General features: G+C 47.3%; 23 protein-coding genes and 1 pseudogene. 8 read left to right on the forward strand and 16 right to left on the reverse strand.

Translation table 11 applies throughout. The annotated features are described in order from the left end of the window. Nucleotides 1-147: 147 nt before the first annotated feature. Both OU793_RS04500 and OU793_RS04505 read left to right on the forward strand, forming a co-directional pair. Nucleotides 148-1,056 (forward strand): DMT family transporter, encoded by a 909-nt coding sequence (locus OU793_RS04500; protein WP_140103875.1) that lies wholly within the window; start codon nt 148-150, stop codon nt 1,054-1,056. Nucleotides 1,057-1,269: 213 nt separating this feature from the next. After that, nucleotides 1,270-3,705 carry an EAL domain-containing protein gene (locus OU793_RS04505; RefSeq protein ID WP_005478689.1) on the forward strand — a complete coding sequence of 812 codons (2,436 nt, stop codon included), beginning with the start codon at nt 1,270-1,272 and terminating at the stop codon, nt 3,703-3,705. Between the two features lie 32 nt (nt 3,706-3,737). On the opposite strand, the gene OU793_RS04510 is transcribed toward OU793_RS04505, so the two are convergent. The 4 genes from OU793_RS04510 to OU793_RS04525 are packed head-to-tail and all read right to left on the reverse strand — an operon-like array spanning nt 3,738 to nt 5,875. Then, nucleotides 3,738-4,766, reverse strand: coding sequence for an AI-2E family transporter (locus OU793_RS04510; protein WP_140103876.1), 1,029 nt, complete (start codon nt 4,764-4,766; stop codon nt 3,738-3,740). Between the two features lie 9 nt (nt 4,767-4,775). Then, entirely contained in the window at nt 4,776-5,126 is a 351-nt protein-coding gene (locus OU793_RS04515) for a hypothetical protein (RefSeq protein ID WP_079882678.1), read from the reverse strand. After that, entirely contained in the window at nt 5,071-5,583 is a 513-nt protein-coding gene (locus OU793_RS04520) for a phage holin family protein (RefSeq protein ID WP_140103877.1), read from the reverse strand. Before OU793_RS04520 ends, OU793_RS04515 begins: the two co-directional genes overlap by 56 nt. Nucleotides 5,584-5,626: 43 nt before the next feature. Beyond that, nucleotides 5,627-5,875, reverse strand: a complete 249-nt coding sequence (locus tag OU793_RS04525; RefSeq protein ID WP_005466481.1) for a hypothetical protein — start codon at nt 5,873-5,875, stop codon at nt 5,627-5,629. Between the two features lie 445 nt (nt 5,876-6,320). Between OU793_RS04525 and OU793_RS04530 the strand changes: the two genes are divergently transcribed. Together OU793_RS04530 and OU793_RS04535 are read left to right on the forward strand one after the other, a co-directional pair. Beyond that, the gene (locus OU793_RS04530; RefSeq protein ID WP_005466482.1) at nt 6,321-6,752 is read left to right on the forward strand and encodes a PA2169 family four-helix-bundle protein; all 432 of its coding nucleotides are present in this window, start codon (nt 6,321-6,323) and stop codon (nt 6,750-6,752) included. Between the two features lie 116 nt (nt 6,753-6,868). Next, on the forward strand, nt 6,869-7,267 hold the full coding sequence (locus tag OU793_RS04535; RefSeq protein WP_005466483.1) for a hypothetical protein: 399 nt from the start codon (nt 6,869-6,871) through the stop codon (nt 7,265-7,267). Nucleotides 7,268-7,493: 226 nt separating this feature from the next. On the opposite strand, the pseudogene OU793_RS04540 reads toward OU793_RS04535, so the two are convergent. The 5 genes and pseudogenes from OU793_RS04540 to OU793_RS04560 all read right to left on the reverse strand — a co-directional run bounded on the left by OU793_RS04540 (nt 7,494) and on the right by OU793_RS04560 (nt 10,627). Further along, nucleotides 7,494-9,090: pseudogene (locus OU793_RS04540) on the reverse strand (diacylglycerol kinase family protein). A gap of 34 nt (nt 9,091-9,124) precedes the next feature. Beyond that, complete coding sequence (locus tag OU793_RS04545; protein WP_069537369.1) at nt 9,125-9,556, reverse strand: hemerythrin domain-containing protein; 432 nt, start codon at nt 9,554-9,556, stop codon at nt 9,125-9,127. A 91-nt stretch (nt 9,557-9,647) separates the two neighbouring features. Further along, the gene (locus OU793_RS04550; RefSeq protein WP_025607697.1) at nt 9,648-9,845 is read right to left on the reverse strand and encodes a hypothetical protein; all 198 of its coding nucleotides are present in this window, start codon (nt 9,843-9,845) and stop codon (nt 9,648-9,650) included. Nucleotides 9,846-9,853: 8 nt separating this feature from the next. Further along, nucleotides 9,854-10,030, reverse strand: coding sequence for a DUF1328 family protein (locus OU793_RS04555; RefSeq protein ID WP_159404213.1), 177 nt, complete (start codon nt 10,028-10,030; stop codon nt 9,854-9,856). Between the two features lie 45 nt (nt 10,031-10,075). Beyond that, entirely contained in the window at nt 10,076-10,627 is a 552-nt protein-coding gene (locus OU793_RS04560) for a BON domain-containing protein (RefSeq protein WP_005466985.1), read from the reverse strand. A gap of 433 nt (nt 10,628-11,060) precedes the next feature. Between OU793_RS04560 and OU793_RS04565 the strand changes: the two genes are divergently transcribed. Further along, nucleotides 11,061-12,404, forward strand: a complete 1,344-nt coding sequence (locus OU793_RS04565) for a sigma-54-dependent Fis family transcriptional regulator (protein ID WP_005478617.1) — start codon at nt 11,061-11,063, stop codon at nt 12,402-12,404. Nucleotides 12,405-12,505: 101 nt separating this feature from the next. Here the strand turns inward: OU793_RS04565 and OU793_RS04570 are convergent, their stop codons facing one another. The 3 genes from OU793_RS04570 to ftnA all read right to left on the reverse strand — a co-directional run bounded on the left by OU793_RS04570 (nt 12,506) and on the right by ftnA (nt 14,798). Next, nucleotides 12,506-13,699 (reverse strand): NAD(P)/FAD-dependent oxidoreductase, encoded by a 1,194-nt coding sequence (locus OU793_RS04570; RefSeq protein ID WP_005496652.1) that lies wholly within the window; start codon nt 13,697-13,699, stop codon nt 12,506-12,508. Nucleotides 13,700-13,856: 157 nt separating this feature from the next. Beyond that, nucleotides 13,857-14,180, reverse strand: a complete 324-nt coding sequence (uspB, locus tag OU793_RS04575; RefSeq protein ID WP_005394407.1) for a universal stress protein UspB — start codon at nt 14,178-14,180, stop codon at nt 13,857-13,859. 90 nt (nt 14,181-14,270) lie between these two features. Beyond that, complete coding sequence (ftnA, locus tag OU793_RS04580; RefSeq protein WP_005467599.1) at nt 14,271-14,798, reverse strand: non-heme ferritin; 528 nt, start codon at nt 14,796-14,798, stop codon at nt 14,271-14,273. A gap of 227 nt (nt 14,799-15,025) precedes the next feature. Here ftnA and uspA point away from each other — a divergent pair, with 227 nt between their 5' ends. Next, on the forward strand, nt 15,026-15,451 hold the full coding sequence (uspA, locus tag OU793_RS04585) for a universal stress protein UspA (protein WP_005467601.1): 426 nt from the start codon (nt 15,026-15,028) through the stop codon (nt 15,449-15,451). A gap of 64 nt (nt 15,452-15,515) precedes the next feature. Further along, on the forward strand, nt 15,516-16,394 hold the full coding sequence (locus tag OU793_RS04590; protein WP_005467602.1) for a carboxylate/amino acid/amine transporter: 879 nt from the start codon (nt 15,516-15,518) through the stop codon (nt 16,392-16,394). Between the two features lie 52 nt (nt 16,395-16,446). On the opposite strand, the gene OU793_RS04595 is transcribed toward OU793_RS04590, so the two are convergent. The 3 genes from OU793_RS04595 to OU793_RS04605 all read right to left on the reverse strand — a co-directional run bounded on the left by OU793_RS04595 (nt 16,447) and on the right by OU793_RS04605 (nt 21,158). After that, nucleotides 16,447-17,019 (reverse strand): hypothetical protein, encoded by a 573-nt coding sequence (locus tag OU793_RS04595; protein ID WP_025507137.1) that lies wholly within the window; start codon nt 17,017-17,019, stop codon nt 16,447-16,449. 186 nt (nt 17,020-17,205) lie between these two features. Then, the gene (locus OU793_RS04600; RefSeq protein WP_025502333.1) at nt 17,206-17,985 is read right to left on the reverse strand and encodes a class I SAM-dependent methyltransferase; all 780 of its coding nucleotides are present in this window, start codon (nt 17,983-17,985) and stop codon (nt 17,206-17,208) included. Between the two features lie 89 nt (nt 17,986-18,074). Beyond that, nucleotides 18,075-21,158, reverse strand: coding sequence for an ABC transporter substrate binding protein (locus tag OU793_RS04605; protein ID WP_331274624.1), 3,084 nt, complete (start codon nt 21,156-21,158; stop codon nt 18,075-18,077). Between the two features lie 170 nt (nt 21,159-21,328). Between OU793_RS04605 and asnC the strand changes: the two genes are divergently transcribed. Next, nucleotides 21,329-21,793, forward strand: a complete 465-nt coding sequence (gene asnC, locus OU793_RS04610) for a transcriptional regulator AsnC (protein ID WP_005465258.1) — start codon at nt 21,329-21,331, stop codon at nt 21,791-21,793. 66 nt (nt 21,794-21,859) lie between these two features. Here asnC and prlC read toward each other — a convergent pair whose 3' ends face one another. Next, nucleotides 21,860-23,902: an oligopeptidase A gene (gene prlC, locus OU793_RS04615; protein ID WP_025441126.1), complete on the reverse strand. Its 2,043-nt coding sequence runs from the start codon at nt 23,900-23,902 to the stop codon at nt 21,860-21,862. Nucleotides 23,903-23,918: the final 16 nt, after the last annotated feature.

Below are 23,918 nucleotides of genomic sequence, written 5' to 3' on the forward strand. Positions count from 1 at the left end.
TATATCTTTATCAATGGTATTTAGACACTGGATAAATGTCCAGTTTGTTGGATGAAAAATCCTCGCATACACTAGGCACTCCGTACAACATACTCACTCCCGCTCACTCTTTCAGCAAAGAGCGGCACATCATCACACAGAGGCATCATGAACGAGCGTCGTGCCCTAGGATTTGGGCTCTCAGCAGTATTACTTTGGTCAACGGTTGCAACCGCATTTAAACTGACATTAGCGGAATTTACGCCGATCCAAATGCTGTGTATCGCCAGTATGGTTTCTGCCATCGCGCTTACGATTGTGTGCGGTGTGCAAGGTAAATTAAACCAGCTAAATGCTACTTTTCTCTCTAATCCTTGGTACTACTTGCTGCTTGGTTTGATCAACCCGTTGGCGTATTACTTGATCCTATTTAAAGCGTACGATTTGCTGCCCGCTTCTCAAGCGCAGGCCATCAACTACAGCTGGGCCATTACGCTCACCCTGATGGCTGCGGTGTTTTTGGGGCAAAAGATTCGTGGCAAAGATTGGATAGCGTGTGGATTCAGTTACCTCGGCGTGATCGTGATTGCAACGCAAGGCAATGTGCTTGGCATGCAGTTTGAGAGTCCGCTAGGCGTTGGCTTGGCACTGCTGTCGACGTTACTTTGGGCGGGTTACTGGATTCTCAACACCAAAAACAAAGCCGATCCGGTGGTTGGTGTTTTGCTGGGCTTTTTGGTTGCCATCCCATTCACTATCGCATTGAGTTGGTACGAAGGCGCAAGCTGGCAATCTATCTCCATCAAAGGCTGGGCGGCGGTGACATACGTCGGCTTGTTTGAGATGGGAGTGACGTTTGTGCTGTGGTTGAGCGCCTTAAAGTTAACCCAAAACACGGCGCGCATCAGCAACCTGATATTTGCTTCGCCATTTATCTCGTTGATGTTGTTGGCCACCATTATTGGTGAAAAAATCCACCCATCGACGTTGATTGGACTTGTCTTAATCATCAGTGGTTTGGTCATCCAACAGGTGACTTGGGGTAAAAAAGCCAAGACGGCGAACGCATCGCAATAGTTGGTCATGCCCAAAAAACCTAGGACAATATGAAAACGGAGAAATGAAACGAGTTGGATAAAAAAGAGAGCTCGCTAACATTTTATTGATCGAAAGTGCCTTCAGTCGCTTGGAATTGTTCAAGCGTTGGATACGATATAACCAAAGCCCAGCCGCCAAACACGGCGACATTCCTATAAATATTTGTGGGCACTTCAGGATACTTTACTAATTATGTTTCGCTTCGCTATTCCTTCACCGTTGATGACTGACTGGCAACACGCTCTGCAGCAATGCTGTGATGCCACTCAAGCTCAGGGACAACTTTATACCCTGAGCTACACCAAACAATGGCTATCCAGTGAGGTATCCACCTCGCCACAAAATCACCGCGCCATCGTGGCGATGATTGAGCAAAACTGCGCGCAATTTTCCGCGCCGCACTTTGACGTAGTTTGCTCACAATTTGATGATGAAAACCTGAGCCTGTGCCCAGTATGGCTACCGAATGAGGAGCTGTTTGCCGTTGTTACGTTGACGCACTCAACGCAGCAAAAGCAAACCGTTTCTGCGTGGCTGAGCGCACTGGCAGGCCGCATCAGTTTTGATGTTAGCCAGCATTATCATCAAGAGCTCAAACGTCATCACTCACACGCCAACAAGCCACTACCAACGCTGCAAGAATTCATCGATTGTCTGGATGATCACATCTGGATCAAAACCACTGATGGTCTGTACGCCATGACTAACCGCAGCGTGGAACAGGCGTGGAAAAAGTCTAACGATGACATTGTCGGGAAGAACGACTTTGACCTTTTCAGCGCCGAGCGCGCGGAAAAATTCATTGATGCCGACCGATTAGTGGTCGCTACTGGCACACAGAACATCGTTGAAGAGTGTCGCCAAATTGATGAAAACAACAACCCAACTTGGCTGGAAACCATCAAATCACCGGTACGAAATCAGGCCGGTGACCTGATCGGCATTTTGGGCATGACGCGCAACATTACCCGTCGCAAGATGGTGGAAACGCAATTGTCGTTGGCGTCGAAAATCTTCAACAACTCGCAAGAAGGTATGGTCATTACCGACAGCAATGCCAATATCATTGATGTCAACAACGCGTTCTCGCAGATCACCGGATTCAGCGCCGAAGAAGTGATTGGGAAGAACCCGAACATCCTCCGCTCTGGGCACCATGATGATGCTTTTTACCAACAACTTTGGCAGCAGCTTGAAACCAAAGGTCAATGGAAAGGCGAGTTTATCAACCGCAAACGTGATGGCAGCATTTACCCGCAATTAGCCACTATTAGCGCGGTAATGGATGACAAAAACCACCTAATTAACTACATCTGTGTGTTTGAGGACATCTCCGTGCGCAAAGCGCACGAAGAGAAACTGCAACGCATGGCGTTTTACGATCCGCTGACCAACTTACCCAACCGAACCCATTTGATCAGCTTGTTGGAACAGCACATCGAGATGGAACAACCTTTCGCTACGTTGTTTCTTGATATCGACCACTTTAAGCACATTAACGACAGCATGGGCCATTTCTGTGGTGATCAACTGTTGTCGAAACTGGCGGTTCGCCTGCAAGACATTTTGCACCTGAACGCGCATGTGGCTCGCATCGGTGGCGATGAATTTGTCATCGTACTGCCAGACATTGACGGCGATTCTCCGTTACTCGAAACGTTAAGCTCGATTTTGGGTGTGTTCCGCCGCCCGTTCGATCTGGCAAATCACGATTCGCTGCGGATCTCCACCAGCATCGGTATCGCACTCTACCCGAACGACGGTCAAGACAGTGAAACGCTGCTAAAAAACGCCGACACCGCAATGTATCTGGCGAAGAAAAATGGCCGTAACGGCTACGCGTTCTACTCTCCGGATTTAACTGACAAATCGGTATCGCACGTCCGTATTCAATCTGCGCTGCATGAAGCGATAGAAAAAGAACAACTGCATTTGGTGTATCAGCCGCAATACAACCTCGCGCAAAACGCAATTATTGGCGTGGAAGCCTTGGTACGTTGGGAACACCCAGAATTTGGCTTAGTGCCACCTGCGGATTTTATTCCTATCGCAGAGAAGACGGGCTTGATTCAAAACATCGGCGAATGGGTACTCAAAGACGCCTGTTTACAAGGGACAGACTGGCTGGCGAGAGGCGTTCAATTTGGCAAAATTGCAGTCAATGTATCAGCACTTCAATTGCAACAGTCGCGCTTCATCAACAAGCTCAAAACTATCCTTCGTGAAACGGGATTCCCGGCGCATCGCTTGGAGCTGGAAATTACCGAAAGCTTTTTGCTTATCGATCCAAAACTGGCCATCGCATCGCTAAATCAGCTGTGTGAACTCGGAATCGAGATTTCGTTGGATGACTTCGGCACAGGCTATTCTTCGCTGTCTTACCTTAAAGGTTTGCCAATCAACAAACTGAAAATCGACCGCTCGTTTGTCAGCGATGTGCCTAACGACAACGACAGCAACGCCATAGTGAACGCCATCATTGCGATGGGCACGACGCTTTCACTCAAAGTCGTGGCAGAAGGCATCGAAACGCCAGAACAAGTGGCTTACTTGGTCGACAAAGGTTGTATCTACGGTCAGGGATATTTATTCAGCCCACCCGTTGCGGCGGAAAAGTTATTTAACTAAGCACAACGTTCAATACACTGGCAACTTTGCGGTTAGATGTTCGTCGAACCGCAAAGCGCCAAACGACTCGCTAAAATGTTGATGCACACCAACAGCGGCACGCCAATCAACAGCCCCATTCCGCCCCACAACCAACCCCAAAAGACCAGCCACATAAAGATGACTAACGGGTTGAGGTTAAACCGCCTCCCTAGCAAAGTTGGGGTGACAAACTGACTCTCGATTAAATTCAGCAACAGATATATCGACACCACTGTCAGCATAAAACTGACCGAATCTAACTGCAGATACGCGACAAAACCAAAGCTCACCATCGAAATCACTGGTCCCAAATACGGCGCGAAATTCATTACCCCCGCAAACGCACCCCATAGAAATGGGTCTTCAAGGCCGAGGACAAAAAACACCAACCCTACACACAAGCCTAAACCCGCATTGACCAAAGTAATGGTGCCGATGTAGCGCGATAGATCTTTCTGCAGAGCCTGCACCAACTCCACCGCCTGACGTTGTTTCGAAAAACCACGCAAACGCGATACCGATTTACGAAACAGACTTCGACCATGATTAAGCATGAAATACACCATAAACAGCACAATCATCGCCTGAGTTAACAGCGTTGGTGTGGTGGTCGCGAGCGCTTTCAGCAGAGAAAACACCGTGTTGTTGCCCATCTCGTCAATGTTCATGTCACTGGCGATCTCAAGCGGCGCGTTCATGTGCTCTGACGACGCTTTGGTCACTTCATTCACTTCCTGCGAAACGTTTTGGACGATGCTTGGCAACTCAGCCCACCATTGTTTCGCGGGTTCTGATATCGCCGCTAAACCGAGTATTGAAACACTCACCAATAACGTCAACGTCACCACCACGGTTATCGTGCGTGGCAGGCCTTTATCTTCAAAATAATTGATCAACGGGCTAAACAGCAGTGCCACGAAAGTACTTATCACCATAGGTAACAGCACCGGTTTGGCGAAGTAGAGTGCAGGAACAAGCAATAACACCAGCAGAGACACACCAATCACGGTATTGATAGGAAGGTTTAATTTTCCATTCATGTGCGTCCTCTACTGATGAGGTGGTAAATCGGAAGGTTGAGCCGCTTCTTCACCTGCTTCTTTTGAGGATGCAGCAGACGACGAAGAAAATTTGGCTAGCTGACCACTCAAATCCATCGCACCATTGAGCAGCAAACTGATGGAGGAGAAAGATGACGTGACGCGAGACAGTCGCCCAGCTTTCGCAACAGCAATCGCGGCAAAAGCACTCAACCCAAGCGCTGTCCACGGGTTTTCTTGCACGAATCGGTTCGAGGTAAATTTGAGGGTTTGCTTATCCAGCAAGCATTGCTCCAAAGCCGCTTTACCCTCGATGCGTTTTATCTGCATGGCTCGGTCGAGTTTGGTTAGAGAACGCATGCCAGCCCTCCTGCAATTGGTCGGTTGTATTTTTGAAACCAAGGAAGTGCGTCAGCCTCTTCTGCCACCACGCCAACCCAACTAGCGCTAGACCTAACGACACAATAAACACGCCAACACTTAGCAGTAGTTGAGCGGTAAAGTGGTACGTCACTACACCCGCAGCCAAACACACACTGAAGATAAACAGAACCGACAGCAGCGTAAAAATGATGCTGAACATCACGATTTGGCGCGCAGCCGCCACGTTGACTTTCATCTCTAGCAAAAACAAATCCAACGTCGAGCCCGACCACGTTCGCAGTGACGTCGAAAGATCGTCAATCTGCGACAAAATGGCTCGTAGCCCATTAATGGCTTGTTCAATTTCCTGATTTTTAGCCCCATTTAGGGCTCGGCTACTGTCTGCAGTAGCCGAGCCTTGGCGCTCATTGATGGTATGCTCGGAGTCATTCATAAAACTCTTCCTTCATGATTAGAGCGAAATGTCAGGGACAGGCTTATTTGATGAGCTTAGAGACCGCCCAACCTGCCAGGAATGCACAACCGATACTCAACAGCGGACGCTCTTTAATGACGTTTTCTGCGGATTTGGTCGCTTGCTGAATGTTCTCTGCGCCAACTTCCAGCTTCTCTTTGGCATGTTCTTTCATGGCGCCAACCGCTTCTGAAGTGGCTTGCTCTGCAAGGTGATACGCTTCTTCAAATTGCTCTTGAGGTTTAACTGCGCTTTCTTTTGTATTAGCCATAACTAGCCTCCGTTGATTGAGATTACCTTGGATTAAACGGTTGTGATTCCGCTGAGAAGTAATCTGATAAAAGTGAATTCTTTTTGTTTCCTCGTGACTGATATTGCGATTACTGTGCCAACTTAATAAGTTATTGTTTTTATTGAAATAGAATTTAAATAGCTCCAATCGTTGCAAAATGACCTGTAATTATTTCCTTTGAATGGATTCTTATTTGTAATTTTTTCTTATTCCCCACAAGCAATCACGCGCAATTAATAACCACCACCATGCTTACTCCTTATATTATCTGGCATCTCTCACACTCAATATTCATGGCATACAAAATGCTAGATATAAAATGCCACATGAAAAATATTGTTCATATTTAATGGCTAAGGCATCGCAATATAAGTTGCGCTTAAGCACTGCAATAAAGTAACCGCAGTAAAATAAAGGAGAAGATATGAGAAATGAAAACATCGCCTCAATCATTGAGCTTATTCACAGCGGTAATGATATTTACAAGAAAGCGATTGATAACATCGACAACACATCGCTAAACCATGTATTGCAGGATCTGGTTCATGTACGAGAACACGCCGCATTAGAGTTGAAACCTTATGCGATTGCGAATCCTCAAACTGCCGACGACACGCCCGTGTCTTACACCATCAAGGCACGCGAAGTGTACAGTGATGTCATGAAAGAAGTGTCGTCAGACAAAGAGTCGATGTACTTGGAACAGCTCGAAGGCGTGGAAAGTAAGGTATTGAAAGAGATCGAAAACGTCATCACCGCGCAGCCAGAGCAAGCAGATAACGCCGTGCTACTCAAAGTGCGCAGTGACATCAAAAGCTGTAAAGAAAAACTCAGCAATATTAGCCTGATCAGCTAATCGATAAATAACCCTAAAAAGAATGGTCAACATTATTGGCCATTCTTATTCAGAACCATTGATGAATATTCACACATACCAAAGCATAATGCTGAAATACTGAAAAAGAGGTCAGTATGACATTGAATAATACGCGAGTAAGGGAATTACTCATTAAAATGGCGCACCATCGCCAAACGTGTTTACCGCTTGTCGATCCTCATTCACATATGAATATTGCTCGATCAGCCTATCGGTTCGTTAAAATAGAAAAAGTGATGATCAAAAAAATGGTCGATCTATTTTTTGATCAAAATGGCGACGACTTTATCGCAGAACACGCCAACAAAACGGGAATTGCTACTCTCGGTAATTATAAAGAGATGCATTTTATGAATGCGCAATTACTGAGTGAGTTAAAACAGCTCCTCCGAGAGTTGGATGATGCCAACTTAACAGCGCTGATCTCGTACTGGGTGGCGGCGTTACAAGTCGAAAACGACGAGCTGGAAAAACATTTACCCCAAGGTGAGTAGCTCTGCTCACCTTTTTCCCTCGTTTACCTTCTCTATTTTTGCCCTTCTATCTGTTGCTTTGTCTATTCTACGCATCGACCAACACAGACTTTACTTACTTTCTGCATCTATTCGCATCCACCATTAGTCGACGTTCGATATAAAAAAACGCATCACAAGTGATACGTTTTTTGCGTCTTTGTTTGTAGTTTGTATTCGACTCTACTCGCAGTCGTCTTCACCGACGTTAACTGGGAACAAACACATTAAGCGACTGAGGACGAATCTTGATCTCTAAACGACGGTCAGAATAGAGCTCACCGTCGATGACGTAGTCAATCGGCTTATCCGCAGTAATCGTTACCCCTGTCGCGCTCGCGTACTGAAACAGATTCGACTCATCCTGCGCACCGACGCTGGTTAATGTTAGATCCGACAACGCCACTAGGCGTCCACCCAGCGACTGAGTGTTATCAAGGTAGGTAATGTGCAATTTCCCATCATCTGGCCGCGGCGCGCCGCCACCTTGCGCTAACACAGTACTGAATGGCGCGATGTTGGCAACGACGAAGCTGTGCACCTCCATCTCCTGACTCTCCCATGCTTGTTCACTCGCCGCCTGCCCTTCGAGGGTTACTTGCAGAGTTTGCACCTCTTCGGAAATAACAGCGTTAAAAAAGCCCGTTAAATACGCCAGTTGCCCAAAAGCATTTTTCTCTTCACGATGCGCGTGTTCAATCATCTTCTGTTCCAAGCCAATACCCAGCACCAACAGAATCAAACGCTGATTACATTCTGCGGTATCTATACGTTGGCAATGACCTGCGAGAATAGCTTCACACGCTTTTTCCACCGGTGATAACTTCATGCCGATACCATACAGCACGTGGCACAGCGCATTCGCCGTACCCAACGGTATGATGCCGAGCTTGATGTCCGTGCCGACCAATTGGCTCGCCACTTCAGTCACCGTGCCATCGCCACCAGAGACAATCACCTGATTCACACCACTTTGTTTAGCTTGCAGTGCGAGGCTTTCTGCACTGGTGGTTTCGTCCGTTTGGCGAATGTTGAGACGATATTTTTTGGTCAACTCACGAATCACATGTTGTTCGTATTGCAGCCATTTCCCACCGCCCGCGACAGGGTTTACCACCATCCAGGTCGGCTCATCGAGTGCTAGCACACCTTTCTCACTGATCGCCCGTAGGGTTTTGATCTGCAGATTATTGAGCCTTGCAGTACTGCGCACGCGGTTGATTTTCTGCATAACCCGCCACCACAAACACCGAACGGCCACGCCCAAGTGCGCAATGCACAACCACAGAGCGCCCGCAGGCGATTTGGGTATCAATCCAATTCATCGCATGACGTAAACGCTCCAAAGTCGGCGCTTTATGATCCAGCACGGGAATAGAAAGGTAGTTGAATTGCTTGTCAGTCATGGCGCTTTCTAAACCTGCGAACTCCGCCGTAACATCAACAATGCAGGAAATGTCGTGAGAGTCGAGAAACGCCAAATCGCTCGGGAATAAGCGACGGGAAAGGTAAAGATTTTCGCTGACTTGTTGAATGGGAGGGACAGTATCGCGCCGTCTCTCCCAGGCGTTGTAGGCTTTCGCCCCGAGCAAGAAAGGAATGAATGCCCATCGAATCCACCAGACAATTTTTCCGTCTTGGCTTTTTCTAAAGATGGACGGGAAATCAAATAAATAAGCCGCACTGACTAACGCTAAGGAAAGCGAAACCCAAAGCAGCAGTAAACTCACTACGATTTGAGGTATGTAGATAGCAGCGAGCAACGCAACCAGCGCGCCAAGTAGATAATATTTGACGATGAACATTCGACCTCCTTAATCCTTAGCGATGGGATAACGCTTAGCTGGCCATCTCTTCGATATAGTCATTGGCCAACTGCTGTTTTTGTTTATCGGACATCACCTTGCCTGCCATTTGGAAAAAGCGTTGCTCTTCCTCTTCCAGATGGTGCAGTACCTTGTGGCGCAGTGTTTTCATGTGCGTAAGCCAAGCGGGCGAGCTCCACGCGGTGTCATCCAACTGAGCGATCACTTTGTCGATGGAGTGGTGCTCAGCAATACCGTGACGTGTCATATCGATCGTCTTATCGCTCTCAATCAGCGGTGCGTAAAAGTAACGCTCTTCAGCGGCGGCATGTTGCTCAAGCTCGTGCTTTAGGTCGCGATAAAACTCTCGACGAGTTGGGGAATCTCCGGATGTTTCCATCAGTGCATCCAGCAAAAGGCGCTGTTTTTCATGACTTTCTTTTAGCACATCGAATATGTTCTTCATCTCTGACTCCTTATCGGATTAAGAATAGTTGGTAAAACAAAGGGCGGTTATCACGCCGCCCTTTTTTGCTGTTGGTGGATGAGGTGAACGCTTAACAATCTTTGTCTTCCGCGTTCAGATTCTCTTTAAGGTTTTCACAACCATCTTCAATGGCGTTTTGCGCTTCTTCCGCAGTCTCATCCAATTTTTTGCCCGCTTTTTCCATTGGCCCTTCATCACTACACGCCGCTAAAGCAAATACCAAACCAGATACTGCGGCGATACGATAAATAAATGACGTAACTCGCATGCTAACTCCTATCTATTTACGTTTTTCTTTCCAAGTATCACAAATACTATTGATACAATTAATGACAACAGGAACAGATAAAATATCACTTGCGCGACAGCTGCGGCGGCACCGGCAATACCACTAAATCCGAGCACCACTGAAACGAGAGCTAAAGCAAGGAAAATAAACATCCAACGAACCATGGTGTTGTCTCCTTATTTTTTAAAGTGAAAGCTCAATATTAGTTATTACTGAACAACTTCAATTTTATCGACAACCTTATTTACATCGTTGGTATTATTTGCAATCGATAATGCCAGATCGTGCTCGGCATCTGAGTTCACTTTACCGGTTAAGGTTACGGTTTTATTTTCTGTGGTGACATCAATGTCTGTACCACTAACGCTGGTATCCATCAGTAAACGAGTTTTCACAATAGTAGTAATTTTTGAATCCGTTAATGCAGCAAATGCATCAGAATCGGCATCTTGTTTATTTTCACTCACTACCGTTAGCTCGTTATTTACTTTTTTCACACCATCAAGGCCTGAAACCAACTCTTCTGCCAGCGACTTTTCCAAATCGTTATTGACCGAACCTGTCAGCGTAACCACCTGATTTTCAACATCAGTGTTGATATCAAAAGAGTTCAGGTTGCTGTTAAGCAGTAAGGTGGTTTCTGCTTTACCATCTAGCCAAGCGTCCATGGATTCTTTTTCCCATTTATCACTGGCTAATACTGCGGTAGATGACGTTGCAAGAACTGAAGTAAGTACAATTTTAGCTGCGATGTTATTCATGGTAATTCTCCTATATTGACGTTGCAGTTCTAATAGAGCAAAGCATGTGCCAACTTTATAAGTCGCTATTTTTAAAGCGTTTATTTAAAAACAGCCGTTATATTTAAGATGAGAGAGAAACCATTCGTGAATAATTTACACAGAAGAAATGTAATTTTTAATCATTGAAGAAGAAAAGATAAATAGAGAAGAAATAACATCTCATCCTTTCGTTTATTTTTGTACGCAAAAACCATCAAGAGAGATTAATTTCTAACAATTACAATTCCACACAACAAATAAGGAAAGAAAAACGATGTAGATATATAGTTTGCTGTTGATCTCACTATATTAATAACCAACCAGATTCTAAACAGACTTTGACAATATTTTGTCTTGTACAGCTTAAATAATACACGTACATTGTTTCTGTTATAGTGAAGAGGACATTTCTATGTCACTGCCAAGCCTGTTTCTAAGAATACAAGACCCCGCCCTCAAAGAGGCTATCGCTTCTTGTCAGGAATTACATAAGTTCCGTTTGTATGACACAGAAACGGACGATGATTGGATTGATCACTTCGTCGACGTTCAACCGGATGTCGCAATTGTCGAAGTAGCGCATTTCACTCACGCTGATTACCAGCGACTTTCCGATATCGAAGCCATTTACGACATGGACTTAATCATCATCAGTTCAGGCGCGCCTAACGAGAACCTCGATAAACTGATGAACCTAGGTGCTATTTTTCACTACAGAAAACCCGTCGATCTCACCATCCTGTCTGATACGCTGACCGAAGTGAGCCAGTATTATCAGCACAAGCAGGAGCAAGGACGTAAAGTCGCCACCAGCGATTTGGATCAGTTTGGTTTGCTAGTTGGCTCATCTTCTCCGATGCACCAGCTGTACCGCATGATCCGCCGTGTCGCAAAAACCGAAGCCAACGTATTGATTGTCGGTGAAAGTGGCTCAGGTAAAGAGCTTGTGGCACAAACCATCCATCTCGCCAGCGAGCGCAAGCAGCAACCTTTTATTGCCATCAACTGTGGTGCGATTAGCCCAGAACTGGTCGATAGCGAACTGTTTGGCCACGAAAAAGGCGCATTTACTGGCGCGAACAAAACTCACCAAGGGGTATTTAAGCAAGCGGAAGGCGGCACGCTGTTTTTGGATGAAATTACGGAGATGCCGATCGAGCATCAAGTGAAACTGCTGCGTGTGCTAGAAACTGGCGAATACCGCCCAGTGGGCAGTAATACCGTCCACATCGCCAATACCCGCATCGTCGCGGCGACCAACCGCGATCCTAAAGTCGCGATCGAAGAACAATTTCTGCGTGAAGACCTATTTTTCAGGCTATCGCACTTTCCGCTAACCGTTCCACCATTACGCGAACGCGGCGGAGACATCGTCGGATTAGCCAAACACTTTATTGCGCACCGCAACGCTAACGAATCCAAAACCAAGACGATTCTCGACTCGGCAATCCAAAAAATCGCCATGCACGATTGGCCTGGCAACGTTCGAGAACTCAAGCACACCATCGAGCGAGCGTTCATTCTCGCCGACGATACCATTAAAGATGAACATCTGATTTTCGATACGCCGCCACTAGAAACTGGCACCCGATTAGAAGACATGGTGCCTGCTGGCGTATCGTTAGAAGAGCTGGAAAAAGCCGCTATTCTCAATACGCTTGAAGAGAATCAAGGCAACAAAACGGAATCGGCTCAGGAACTGGGTATCAGCGTTAAAACGCTGTACAACAAGCTCGAAAAGTATCAAGACGAGTAAAAACACACTGCAAATAGCAAAAGAGCACTGAATTGAACTCAGTGCTCTTTTTCATCGTCTCTTTCTATCTTTGCGTGCCTATCTTTGCATGCAGCGCTGGATTACACCCACTGACCTGCCACAAAGCCACTCGACCAGCACCATTGGAAGTTATAGCCACCTAACCAACCGGTCACATCCATCACTTCGCCGATGAAGTACAGGCCTTTGATGTTTTTACATTCCATGGTTTTAGAAGACAGGTGATCGGTATCTACACCACCCAAAGTCACTTCCGCCGTGCGGTAGCCTTCGGTGCCATTAGGTGCGATTGACCAGTTTTCTAAACGCTCCACCACGCTAGCAAGCTCTTTCGGGTTGAACTGCTTGAGAGGTTTATCCATCAGCTCTTTACGCTCAATCAGCACTTCCACTAAACGCTTTGGCAACACTTTTGCTAGGGTGTTCTTTAGCGATTGATTTGGATGTTTCTCAAGGCTGCGCTCGAGCAGCAGAGCGATGTCTTCGTTAGGAACTAAGTTGATAGAAACTTTCTGACCCGCTTTCCAGAAAGAGGAAATTTGCAAAACCGAAGGACCCGATAAGCCGCGGTGAGTAAACAACAGCGCTTCTTTGAACATGGTGCCGTCTTCGGCGGTAATTTCCGCAGGCACAGCAATGCCAGACAGTTCAGCAAAATCTTCTTTGTCTTCTTTGTGCAGCGTAAATGGCACAAGTCCCGCCGTGGTTGGGATTACTGGCAGACCAAACTGCTCAGCCACTTTGTAACCAAACGGCGTCGCGCCCAGTTTTGGCATGGAAAGGCCACCAGTCGCAATCACCAAAGATTCGCACTCAACGGGCTCAGTACCCGCGTGCAGACGAAAGCCTTCTTCAGTTTTCTCAATGGTGTGCACATCGCATTGGTAACGCTGTTGAATGTTTGGCATGTCACACTCGGCCAGCAGCATCTTCACGATGTCTTTGGCGGTAAAAGCATCGACACAAAACAATTGGCCGTGGTCGCGCTCTTCAAACTCGATGCCGTGTTTGCTGACCATGGAGATGAAATCCCAGTTGGTGTATTGCGACAGCGCCGATTTTACGAAGTGTGGGTTTTGGCATAGGTAGTTGCTGGCTGATACGTCGTAGTTGGTGAAGTTGCAGCGGCCACCACCAGAGATAAGGATTTTACGTCCTGGCTTTTTGGCATGATCCAGCACAAGCACACTGCGTCCGCGCTTGCCTGCTTCTGCAGCACACATCAAACCCGCGGCTCCCGCGCCAATTACAACAACATCAAATTTCTTACTCATCGGTCGCTCTTAGGCTCTATCCAAAATCCAAAACAATAAAAAAGGATGTGCTTATTGCACATCCTTGCTTTCTAAGAGCGCCATTCTACCGACAAATGTCGAAAGGGAAAAGCGCTTAAATTCCAAGCATCGCCTAGTACGGCTTAGCTGGAAAGACCTACAAGATGAAGGCCGCCAGTAGGGTAACACCAAGCAACGCGGTTGATAGCACAAACAACTCACGCACCCGTTCACACTTACCTGTGAATATCTCATCATGGTGATGGTGATACTCTTTGCTTTTAATGTAGTGGAACAAACGCACCTGTTTGGTGACGTTACCGTGAGTGGTGAAGAAACCATTGCCATCCACTTGTTGATACAACAATGGGTGCGCTTCACGCATGATGTAAATAAGAGAACGAAGAGCGGTGAGATAACGGATCATATTGACCCCCGTTACTACCATTAGCGCAAATAAGATTGTGTCTCCACTGATCATCTTTTCCTCCCTACATCTTCAACAATGCTCAAGAGAAAAAGACGATCAATGCTTCGTCTTTTAACCGCTACTTATCGCGTTGAGAACGCTTTACGCAGCTGGAGCACCCATGATTGAAGATGAACCTTCTTTCGCCATTTGAGCTAGATCTTTGTCGATGAAGAACAATGCTTTGCCGTCCTCACCAACCAATTCGATCTTATCTAAAATCCCTTTAAACAACTTCTCTTCTTCGTGCTGTTCTGACACGTACCACTGTAGGAAGTTAAACGTTGAGTAGTCTTGGCTTGTAAATGCAACATGCGCCAATTTATTGATTTTTTCCGTGATCATTTGCTCATGTTCGTAGGTTTCACGGAAAACATCACCTAGGCTTGCGAAATCATGTTTTGGTGCTTCAATCGCGCCTAGGATAGGCATTGAGCCAGTTTCACTCACATACGTGAACAGGCGTTGCATGTGCTCCATCTCTTCTACGGCGTGTGCACGTAAAAATTCAGCCGCACCTTCAAAACCTTTGTCTTCACACCAAGCACTCATTTGTAAGTATAGATTGGATGAGAAAAATTCTAGGTTAATTTGCTCATTCAATTGTTCGACCATAGTTTGAGACAGCATGTTAACTCCTATTTATGTGCATGCGTTTTACACCACTATAACATGATTACTGAGACAAGACTTTGTACCTACAATAATGATATGAGATCACTTCGGCAAAATTTCTCAAGGGTTAGTGCTAATCTGAAACTATACCCAAGTGACTTCATAAATGTCGAAGTCAGGGCCTTGGCACTGAGGTCAGTTCGAGGTTGCTTAGGTATACGACCTTACAAGGAGATAGCAATATGAGTTACAAACACATACTTGTGGCAGTCGACCTTTCAGACGACAGTAAAGTGTTGATTAAGAAAGCCGTATCACTGGCTAAACCTCTGGATGCGAAAGTCTCTTTTATTCACATCGACGTGAATTACGCAGAGCTCTACACCGGGCTTATCGATATCAACATGGCAGAAGCGCAGCATCAAGCGATGGAAGCGTCTCGTACCCAATTGGCAAACTTTGCGGAGTACGCTCAATACCCAATCACTCATACTTTAGTCGGTAGTGGTGATTTAAGTAACGAGTTGTGCGACACCATCAAAGATTACAGTATCGATTTAGTGGTTTGTGGTCATCACCAAGATTTCTGGAGCAAGATTCTCTCTTCAACTCGTCAACTGATTAACTGTTCACCAGTCGATATGCTGGTCGTACCGCTAAAAGACTGATTGGCGCGACGTTAAAACTTGGTTAGACTGCGGGCACATTTGTTGTTGATAAAGATTCTCATCTATGGCTTATCTATCCGCAGTTACCCTGCTTTGGGCATTTTCATTCAGCCTGATCGGCGTTTACCTTGCTGGTCAGGTTGATTCTTGGTTCTCCGTGTTCATGCGTGTGGCACTGGCCAGCGTTGTATTCATTCCTTTCCTTAAATTCCGCGGCGTAAGCAAATCTCTGATCGCGAAACTGATGATCGTCGGCGGCTTTCAGCTCGGTTTGATGTACTGCTTCTACTACCAGTCTTTCTTACTCCTTTCTGTCCCAGAAGTGTTGCTGTTCACTGTATTCACACCGATTTATGTGACGCTGATTTACGACTTCCTGAAAGGTCGTTTTTCGCCTTGGTATTTAGTCACTGCGCTGATCGCAGTCGCGGGTGCGGCATGGATCAAATTCGCTGGCATTAACGAAAACTTCCTAATGGGCTTTTTGGTCGTACAAGGGGCAAACCTCTGTTTTGCCATCGGTCAGGTGGGCTACAAATACATCATGGAAAGTGAGCCCGTCGATTTACCACAGCACACCGTGTTTGGTTACTTCTACTTGGGTGCGCTTTGTGTAGCAACCGTGGCTTTCGCGCTCATGGGCAACCTCGACAAACTGCCAACCACCGCAACCCAATGGGGCATTTTGACCTACCTTGGTTTGATTGCATCAGGCTTTGGTTACTTTGCGTGGAACAAAGGGGCAACCTTAGTGAATGCCGGCGCGTTAGCGGTAATGAACAACGCGTTAGTGCCAGCAGGCCTGATTGTGAACATCGTAATTTGGAACCGAGACGTCGACATCGTGCGCCTCGCGATTGGCGGCGCGATCATCATGCTATCGCTATGGATTAACGAAACGTGGGTGAAAAAACGCGTTGAAATGAGCTATGCCAATAAGTAGCGCGCCTTTCTCGACACATATTCCAGCAATAAAAAACTTTTTTTTAATTCAATTAATGCACTTTGGCTTGCGAGCTTGCGCCCATCAACACATTAGGCGGCGTTGGTAACAACACTTCCAACTTCGCATTGCGGGCTTCCAATTTGCGTTGACGCTTGAGCAACTTCTGCTGCTTTTTTACCACTTTTAGCAGCTTTTTCTGCTGTTTGTAGTGTTTTTTCAGTGCCTTTTTCGCTTTCTTAAGCGCTTTTTTATCGGCCAAATCAAACAGTGCAGGAGCCGCCATCGACACTGGTGTCACCACTTTCGCGGCTTGTTTCTTCTCTTTCACTCGCTCGACCACACGTTTCACGATCGCCGCCTTTTCTGCACTGTGTTTTGGCGTGACGGAGATGGATTGTGCAGGCAGCGCTTCAGCTAACAGACCGCATGCTTGTTGCTCGTTTAACGGCTTGTCTTGGCATTTTTGTGGAGGAATTGCGGCAGGCTTACACAATGAGTCTTTAGAAGCGGAAGAGCGTGCACAAGAGCGACAAACGAACTTAGGTGCGACGACCAAACGGTGAATGTCACCCAAGTTGGCCGCAATTTGTTTGCGGTTCATCTTACATAAGCGTTTAGACATTCGACTACTCCAGCTTCCCAATTATCGACAGCATCACAACAAGTGAAATAATAATAATTCTTAGTTAGATATACAGTCAGAGTGTCGAATTAGCAAGTGAAAACTATCAATAGTGTGCAGGAAAGAATGGCAGCGTCACAGCACTTGGTTCAATGCTGTGACGAGAAGTTTTTGCGAGTCAGGAGGTTATGCCATCGAGGCTTTGACGTAGACGTCGAAACGGTTCTTTTTGGTTTCAATCGCCATGCTTGGCTTTTGCTCGTTCAGCCAGTTCGCGTAGTCCGGGCGCTTAACCACCACGCGTTTCGTTGCCAACGCCAGAGCAGGCTCGAGCAATCCATCGGCATCCAAATCCGCTCCCACCAAAGATTGGAAGACGCGCATCTCTTTTTTCACCAACGCGGATTTCTTTTTGTTTTCTGGGTGTGGGTACATCGGGTCGAGATACACCACATCCGGTTTCACAAACTCGCTGTCTTGCGCCAGTTGATCCAGCGCGTCATGGCTGGAGGCATGGATCAGCGACATACGCTCAGATACCCACGAGCCGATTTCTGGGTCTTGTTTCGCGCGAGCCAAACCGTCATCCAACAAGGCCGCCACGACTGGGTGACGCTCGACCATCTGCACTTTACAACCTAGCGATGCGAGCACAAACGCGTCACGACCAAGGCCAGCCGTGCCATCTAACACGGTTGGGGTCGCACCTTTGTTCAAGCCTGCGGCTTTTGCGATCGCTTGCCCTTTACCGCCACCGAATTTACGGCGATGACCCACCGCGCCACCAATCAAATCGACAAAAATCGCACCGAGCTTAGGCTCATCGACTTTACGCAGCTCTAAACGCTCCGCAGTCAGCACCAAAGCAAAGTCGCTCTCGTCAGTGTGAGAAAGCTGCCAACGCGCAGCCAGTTCGTCGAGATGAGATTGTTGAGACGGGTCTTCACAGATCAATTGCAGTTGCAAAAGGAGGCTCCAATAAAAATCGAGGTAACTGGCGCTGAGTGTATACCCAAGTTACCTCTAAAAGCTAGATTGGCGGCGAGATGCCAAGGTTAAAGCGAAGAGAGATTCTCGACCAATTCTGCCAACGGTTTCGGGTGACCAATGCCATAGCCTTGCCCGTAATCCACACCAAGGTCGATCAAGTGCTGCATGACTTGTTCGTTTTCGACAAATTCCGCCACCGTTACTTTGCCAAGCTGCTTCGCCAAATCATTGATGGAGCGAACCATCACTCGGTCCATTTCATTCACGTCGATATCTCGTACGAAAAGGCCATCAATTTTCACGATATCTACAGGAAGTTTCTTCAAGTAACCAAAAGAAGACAAGCCCGAACCAAAATCGTCCAGCGCAATCATACAGCCGAGCGATTTGGCTCTGGTGAAAAAGTCGATGGCTTGATCTAAATTGCCCATGGCCGCCGTCTCTGTGATTTCTAAACAGATTTTTTCGCACGGCATGGTCGAGTTTTTCAATCGTTCGAAGAGAAAATCGATAAATTCCTGATTCCCCATGGATTGACCAGAAAGGTTAATCGAGCAACGCCCCAACTTTTCCACTACGTCTGGTCGCTGTTCAAACCATTCAAGCGCTTGGTTGATCACCTGCTTATCAATCCAATGCGCAATGTTATAACGCTCGGAAGCGGGAATGAAAATCGCCGGAGAGACGTAGTTACCCTGCGCGTCACGAATACGCACCAAAATCTCAAAATACATCAGCGACTCTGGCGACTGCAAATTCATCACTCGTTGAGCAAACAGCTCCAAGCGTTGATTGGACAACGCCTCGTGCACCAAGTTGACGCTCTGCATTTCCATCTGACGACGCTGCAACTCTTCATTATCTAAGCTGAATAGATTGTAACGGTTACGCCCCTGCTCTTTCGCCGCATGGCAGGCCGAATCTGCTTGCGCGTGCACCATTTGCGGCGTTTCTGCCGTGTGGTCGATGATACGAATGCCGACCGAGCAACTGATGAATAAGCGTGTGTCTTCCCAGATAAACAGGTGCTCACCCAATGTGGAGATAATCACCTTCGCAATATTGATCGCGCCATACTCGTCGCAATCTTTCAGTAGCACCGCGAATTCATCGCCGCCCATTCGCGCAAGCACGGAATTGTATGGCAGCACCTCTTCCAACATGCTGGCGCAAAATTGAATCGCGGCATCGCCCGCATCGTGCCCAACGGTGTCATTAAGCACTTTCAACTGGTCGAGATCGAGGTATAACATCGCATGCACTCGGCGGTGGCTATCCACTTCACGCAGCGCAGTTTTCAACTCCAACTCAAAGTGGTTGCGGTTGTATGTCCCCGTCAATAAGTCATAACGCGCCTGATACTCTAACTTCTCAGCCAAAAGTTTGGTCTCTGAAATGTCTTCACCCACAATCAGCAACTGATCGGAATCGTTGAGCGGTCGAATGTTTTCGCGTACCCAAACACTGTGCCCGTCAGCATGGCGATACTCGATTTCACGTCGCCATACATCATGAACTTGATGACTCGGTTGCAACAACACCTGGCGTGGGAACAGTGCTTTGTCATCAAGATAGAACTCTCGCAGGCGATGGCCGAGCATCTCAATCGGCTCGTAGCCCAATAACAGCTGCGCGAATCGGTTCACTTCTTGGATGCGGTTGTGACTGTCGAGCGTCACCATCATCACGGGCTGCTGCTCGTAGTAATTACGCAAGCTCGACTCACGCTGATAGAGCTTATCTTCCATCAACTTACGGCTGGTGATATCACGCGCCTCAAACAGATACTGCTTTTGTTTGCCTACCTGCTGGGAGAACGGCTTTAAGGAAATTTCGAGTACCATAGAGCCGTGCTCTTTGCTCCAGATTTCGGCTTCAAATGTCGAAACTTGTTGCTGCGGTGCATCAAAATAATCGGCGATCGCGTGGCGTGCTTGCTCACTCCAGTTTTGATGTAACCAAAGTGGCTTATCTAAGCGTAATTCCTGATGATAAAGCAAAGATTGCAGACGATCGTTGCCAGATTTAAGCAAACCATGTTTGTCCAAAATCCCCATGTACTGCATACTTTGGTCAAAAATGGACTCTAAAATCGCCTGGCTTTCACGAGCAGCTGTCTCGCTGCGACGAATGCGTTGCAAGTAGTAGCTCAGTAGCAAAATAGCCACCAGCATCAACACGAACAAACTGCCAAACAAGCGAATTTCTTTGGCGAAACGCTCCGAAAATTCCATCGGCTTATTAAAAAAGACCGCCGAGGATTCTTGCTCTGCGCCCAACCCCCAGCGCACGACCGCTTGGTAATCGAGCTTGATTTCAGAATCGCCATTCACCACCGGAGGTAATGGTTCTTGTGGGTGGTCGAGCACCTGTTCTAGTAATCTAGCCGCTTCAACACCTTGGCGATAACCGCTTTGAATCACGCCGCCCACCGCGCCATGACCCAAACCTACGTCGTGTACCATAAACAATGGCGCGTTGGAGGCCTTGTTGATCTGAATCCAGTCACGCTCGCTGCCGACCACACCATCTTTGTCGCGGTAGTAAGTCCAAAACAGCACCACATTTTCTTTATTGAGTTGAGCGATTTTTTGCTTCAATGCTTCAACATTGTCAGGGACAAGTTGAGTGATCTTGTTGCGATAACGGTCATGTTGTTGGATAAAATCGTCAATCTCGTCGCGAAGTATTGCACCAGTCACTGAATGGTCACTGATGATGTAAATCTGCTTGTTGTCTGGATGCAAACGCTCGATAAGCGCTAAGTTCGCTTCTAAATCGACGTTCTCAATCACGCCGGTTGCGTTAAGTGATTGATGAAAGGAAGGACGGTAATTGTTGATGCCACAGAAAATCACTGGCGTGTCTTTGATCAGCGGCGCCAAGTGTTGCATCAATTCCAATGCATTGTTGTCCGTCACCAAAATGGCATCAAAACGCTCATCACTCAACTTGGTGCGATAGAGTGATTCGAGCTGGGTAAAAAACTGCTCGCTCTGGTTGCGCTTGGAATCCAAGTATAAGACGCGCATGTCCATCTCACGATCATCGAGTTGTTGATCGATCCCGCGCTGAATGGAGTCCGTCCAAAAGAATCCTTGGTGATAAGAATGGACGACAAGCACCTTCGGCTCTTGAGCAAGTGTCAGTTCACTCCAGGCACATGCACTCCAGAATAAGGCGACCAAAATCAGAAAACGCTGCACATTCTCTCCATAGCATCGGAGTTAACCCGCAGTTACCCCTGCCAAACCTTGTGAATCGTGTCCGCTGTGAGTATAAAAGAGACGTAACTCTCATACCCAACGGAAATAATAGTATGAATGCGAGCCTGCCGAAACTCGACGACCTTGACCGCGCAATCTTAAAAACACTTATGGCAGACGCCAGAACGCCTTACGCCGAAATGGCTAAGCAGTTCGATGTCAGCCCTGCCACCATTCATGTGCGTATCGAGAAAATGAAATCGGCTGACATAATCGAGGGTACGGAGGTGATCGTAAATACCAAGAAGCTCGGCTACGATGTGTGTTGCTTTATTGGTATTAACCTTAACGCGGCGCGTGACTACCACTCCGCGTTAGAAAAACTCAATGCTCTCGATGAGGTAGTGGAAGCTTACTACACCACAGGCGCGTATAACATATTCGTCAAATTGATGTGCAAATCGATTGAAGAGCTGCAATTTGTGCTGATTGATAAGCTGCAAGCCATTGATGAGGTTCAGTCCACGGAGACATTGATATCGTTGCAAAACCCGATCAACCGCAACGTGAATCCGTAAAATTTTTTATAAAAAATGTACAAAAAAGGCCAACCGAACGGTTGGCCTTGGTGTTTTTTGCTCAATTTACGCCGCAATACCCGAATGGCGCAGCAGTGCATCGATTTGTGGTTCACGACCACGGAAGCGCTTAAACAGCTCCATTGGCTCTTCACTGCCACCCATTTCTAGGATGTTGTTCAGGAAGCTTTGACCCGTCTCTTTGTTGAAGATACCTTCTTCTTCAAAACGAGAGAATGCGTCTGACGACAACACTTCTGCCCATAGGTAGCTGTAGTAACCCGCGCTGTAACCACCAGCGAAGATGTGACCGAAGCTGTGTGAGAAACGCGCCCACTCAACCGCTGGAACAACCGCCACTTTCTCTTTCACTTCTGCCAAGGTTTCCAGCACACGCGCACCCACTTCTGGGTCATATTCGGTGTGAAGCGTGAAGTCGAACAAGCCGAATTCTAGCTGACGCAAAATACCCATCGCAGATTGGAAGTTTTTCGCCGCGAGCATTTTGTCTAGCATCACTTTTGGTAGCGGCTCGCCCGTTTCGTAGTGACCAGAAATGAACGCCAGCGCGTCTTCTTCCCAACACCAGTTTTCTAGGAACTGACTTGGTAACTCAACCGCATCCCAAGGTACGCCATTAATGCCTGATACCGCGCCAGTTTCTACCTGCGTCAGCATGTGGTGGATGCCGTGACCAAATTCATGGAAAAGTGTCACAACTTCATCGTGCGTAAACAGTGCTGGCTTGTCGCCTACTGGACGGTTGAAGTTACAGGTTAGGTACGCAACCGGCGTTTGCAGTTCGCCAGATAGCGTAATACGACGACCACGACAGTCATCCATCCACGCGCCGCCACGTTTGTGTTCACGAGCGTAGAGATCTAGGTAGAAGCTGCCACGTAGTGTGCCTTCAGCGTCAAAGATATCGAAAAAGCGCACAGATTCGTGCCAAGTGTCTACGCCTTCACGCTCAGTAACGGTCATGCCAAACACGCGGTTTAACACTTCAAACAGACCGCTCACGACTTTTGACTCTGGGAAGTATGGGCGCAGCTCTTCGTCCGAGATTTGGAACAAGTGCTGTTTTTGCTTCTCGCTGTAGTAAGCGATATCCCACACGTTCAGCTCTTCAACGCCAAATTCGCCCTTAGTAAACTGACGCAACTCTTCAATTTCGCGCTCACCCTGCGGTTTCGCACGTGTCGCTAAGTCATTTAGGAAGCCAAGCACTTGAGCCGGAGTTTCTGCCATTTTCGTCGCCAACGACTTCTCACTGAAGGTGTTGAAGCCCAGCATACGTGCGATTTCATGACGCAGTTTTAGCTGCTCAGTAATGATTTCTGAGTTATCCCATTTGCCTGCGTTTGGACCACGATCAGAAGCGCGCGTCACGTACGCTTCGTACACTTCTTTACGCAACTCTTGGTTGTCGCAGTACGTCATGACAGGTAGGTAAGATGGGATATCCAGCGTGATCAGGTAGCCATCGAGCTCTTTTGCTTCTGCAGCGGCTTTTGCTGCTGCCAACGCCGATTCTGGCATACCCGCGAGGTCTTTCTCATCCGTGATGTGCTTGGTCCAACCCATGGTGGCATCCAGCACATTGTTGGAGAATTTAGAGCTCAGCTCAGACATGCGTTTGCTGATCTCGCCGTAACGGTGCTGCTCGTCTGATGGCAAGCCGATGCCCGACAGTTCGAAGTCACGTAGCGCATCGGTGATGGTTTTCTGCTGGGCACGCGTTAGCGTTGCAAATTCTTCGCTCGCTTTAATGGTTTTGTACGCTTCGTACAAGCCTTTGTGCTGACCAACCCAAGTGCCGTATTCCGACAAAATTGGTAGACAGCTTTCGTACGCTTCACGCAGAGCTTCGCTGTTCACCACAGAGTTCATGTGACCAACTGGCGACCAAATGCGGCTCAGACGGTCATCAATTTCTTCTAGAGGAGCAATCACATTTTCCCAAGTTGGGTTGGTGTTGTCCTTTAGCACCTCTTCAACTTTGGCGCGACAATCTGCAATCGCCTGCTCGACAGCAGGTTTAATGTGTTCTGGTTTGATTTGCGAAAACGGAGGTAGGTCCGTAAACGTTAGAAGTGGATTAGACATGAATAATTCCTTTTGT

The organism is Vibrio sp. VP6 (assembly GCF_028823755.1).
Lineage (GTDB): Bacteria > Pseudomonadota > Gammaproteobacteria > Enterobacterales > Vibrionaceae > Vibrio > Vibrio parahaemolyticus.

What these genes read in the sequence shown, in the direction of transcription:
- OU793_RS04500 (WP_140103875.1), top strand. Translation starts at nt 148, where the DNA reads ATGAACGAGCGTCGTGCCCTAGGATTTGGGCTCTCAGCAGTATTACTT.
- OU793_RS04505 (WP_005478689.1), top strand. Translation starts at nt 1,270, where the DNA reads ATGTTTCGCTTCGCTATTCCTTCACCGTTGATGACTGACTGGCAACAC.
- OU793_RS04510 (WP_140103876.1), bottom strand. Translation starts at nt 4,766, where the DNA reads ATGAATGGAAAATTAAACCTTCCTATCAATACCGTGATTGGTGTGTCT.
- OU793_RS04515 (WP_079882678.1), bottom strand. Translation starts at nt 5,126, where the DNA reads ATGCGTTCTCTAACCAAACTCGACCGAGCCATGCAGATAAAACGCATC.
- OU793_RS04520 (WP_140103877.1), bottom strand. Translation starts at nt 5,583, where the DNA reads ATGAATGACTCCGAGCATACCATCAATGAGCGCCAAGGCTCGGCTACT.
- OU793_RS04525 (WP_005466481.1), bottom strand. Translation starts at nt 5,875, where the DNA reads ATGGCTAATACAAAAGAAAGCGCAGTTAAACCTCAAGAGCAATTTGAA.
- OU793_RS04530 (WP_005466482.1), top strand. Translation starts at nt 6,321, where the DNA reads ATGAGAAATGAAAACATCGCCTCAATCATTGAGCTTATTCACAGCGGT.
- OU793_RS04535 (WP_005466483.1), top strand. Translation starts at nt 6,869, where the DNA reads ATGACATTGAATAATACGCGAGTAAGGGAATTACTCATTAAAATGGCG.
- OU793_RS04545 (WP_069537369.1), bottom strand. Translation starts at nt 9,556, where the DNA reads ATGAAGAACATATTCGATGTGCTAAAAGAAAGTCATGAAAAACAGCGC.
- OU793_RS04550 (WP_025607697.1), bottom strand. Translation starts at nt 9,845, where the DNA reads ATGCGAGTTACGTCATTTATTTATCGTATCGCCGCAGTATCTGGTTTG.
- OU793_RS04555 (WP_159404213.1), bottom strand. Translation starts at nt 10,030, where the DNA reads ATGGTTCGTTGGATGTTTATTTTCCTTGCTTTAGCTCTCGTTTCAGTG.
- OU793_RS04560 (WP_005466985.1), bottom strand. Translation starts at nt 10,627, where the DNA reads ATGAATAACATCGCAGCTAAAATTGTACTTACTTCAGTTCTTGCAACG.
- OU793_RS04565 (WP_005478617.1), top strand. Translation starts at nt 11,061, where the DNA reads ATGTCACTGCCAAGCCTGTTTCTAAGAATACAAGACCCCGCCCTCAAA.
- OU793_RS04570 (WP_005496652.1), bottom strand. Translation starts at nt 13,699, where the DNA reads ATGAGTAAGAAATTTGATGTTGTTGTAATTGGCGCGGGAGCCGCGGGT.
- uspB (WP_005394407.1), bottom strand. Translation starts at nt 14,180, where the DNA reads ATGATCAGTGGAGACACAATCTTATTTGCGCTAATGGTAGTAACGGGG.
- ftnA (WP_005467599.1), bottom strand. Translation starts at nt 14,798, where the DNA reads ATGCTGTCTCAAACTATGGTCGAACAATTGAATGAGCAAATTAACCTA.
- uspA (WP_005467601.1), top strand. Translation starts at nt 15,026, where the DNA reads ATGAGTTACAAACACATACTTGTGGCAGTCGACCTTTCAGACGACAGT.
- OU793_RS04590 (WP_005467602.1), top strand. Translation starts at nt 15,516, where the DNA reads ATGGCTTATCTATCCGCAGTTACCCTGCTTTGGGCATTTTCATTCAGC.
- OU793_RS04595 (WP_025507137.1), bottom strand. Translation starts at nt 17,019, where the DNA reads ATGTCTAAACGCTTATGTAAGATGAACCGCAAACAAATTGCGGCCAAC.
- asnC (WP_005465258.1), top strand. Translation starts at nt 21,329, where the DNA reads ATGAATGCGAGCCTGCCGAAACTCGACGACCTTGACCGCGCAATCTTA.
- prlC (WP_025441126.1), bottom strand. Translation starts at nt 23,902, where the DNA reads ATGTCTAATCCACTTCTAACGTTTACGGACCTACCTCCGTTTTCGCAA.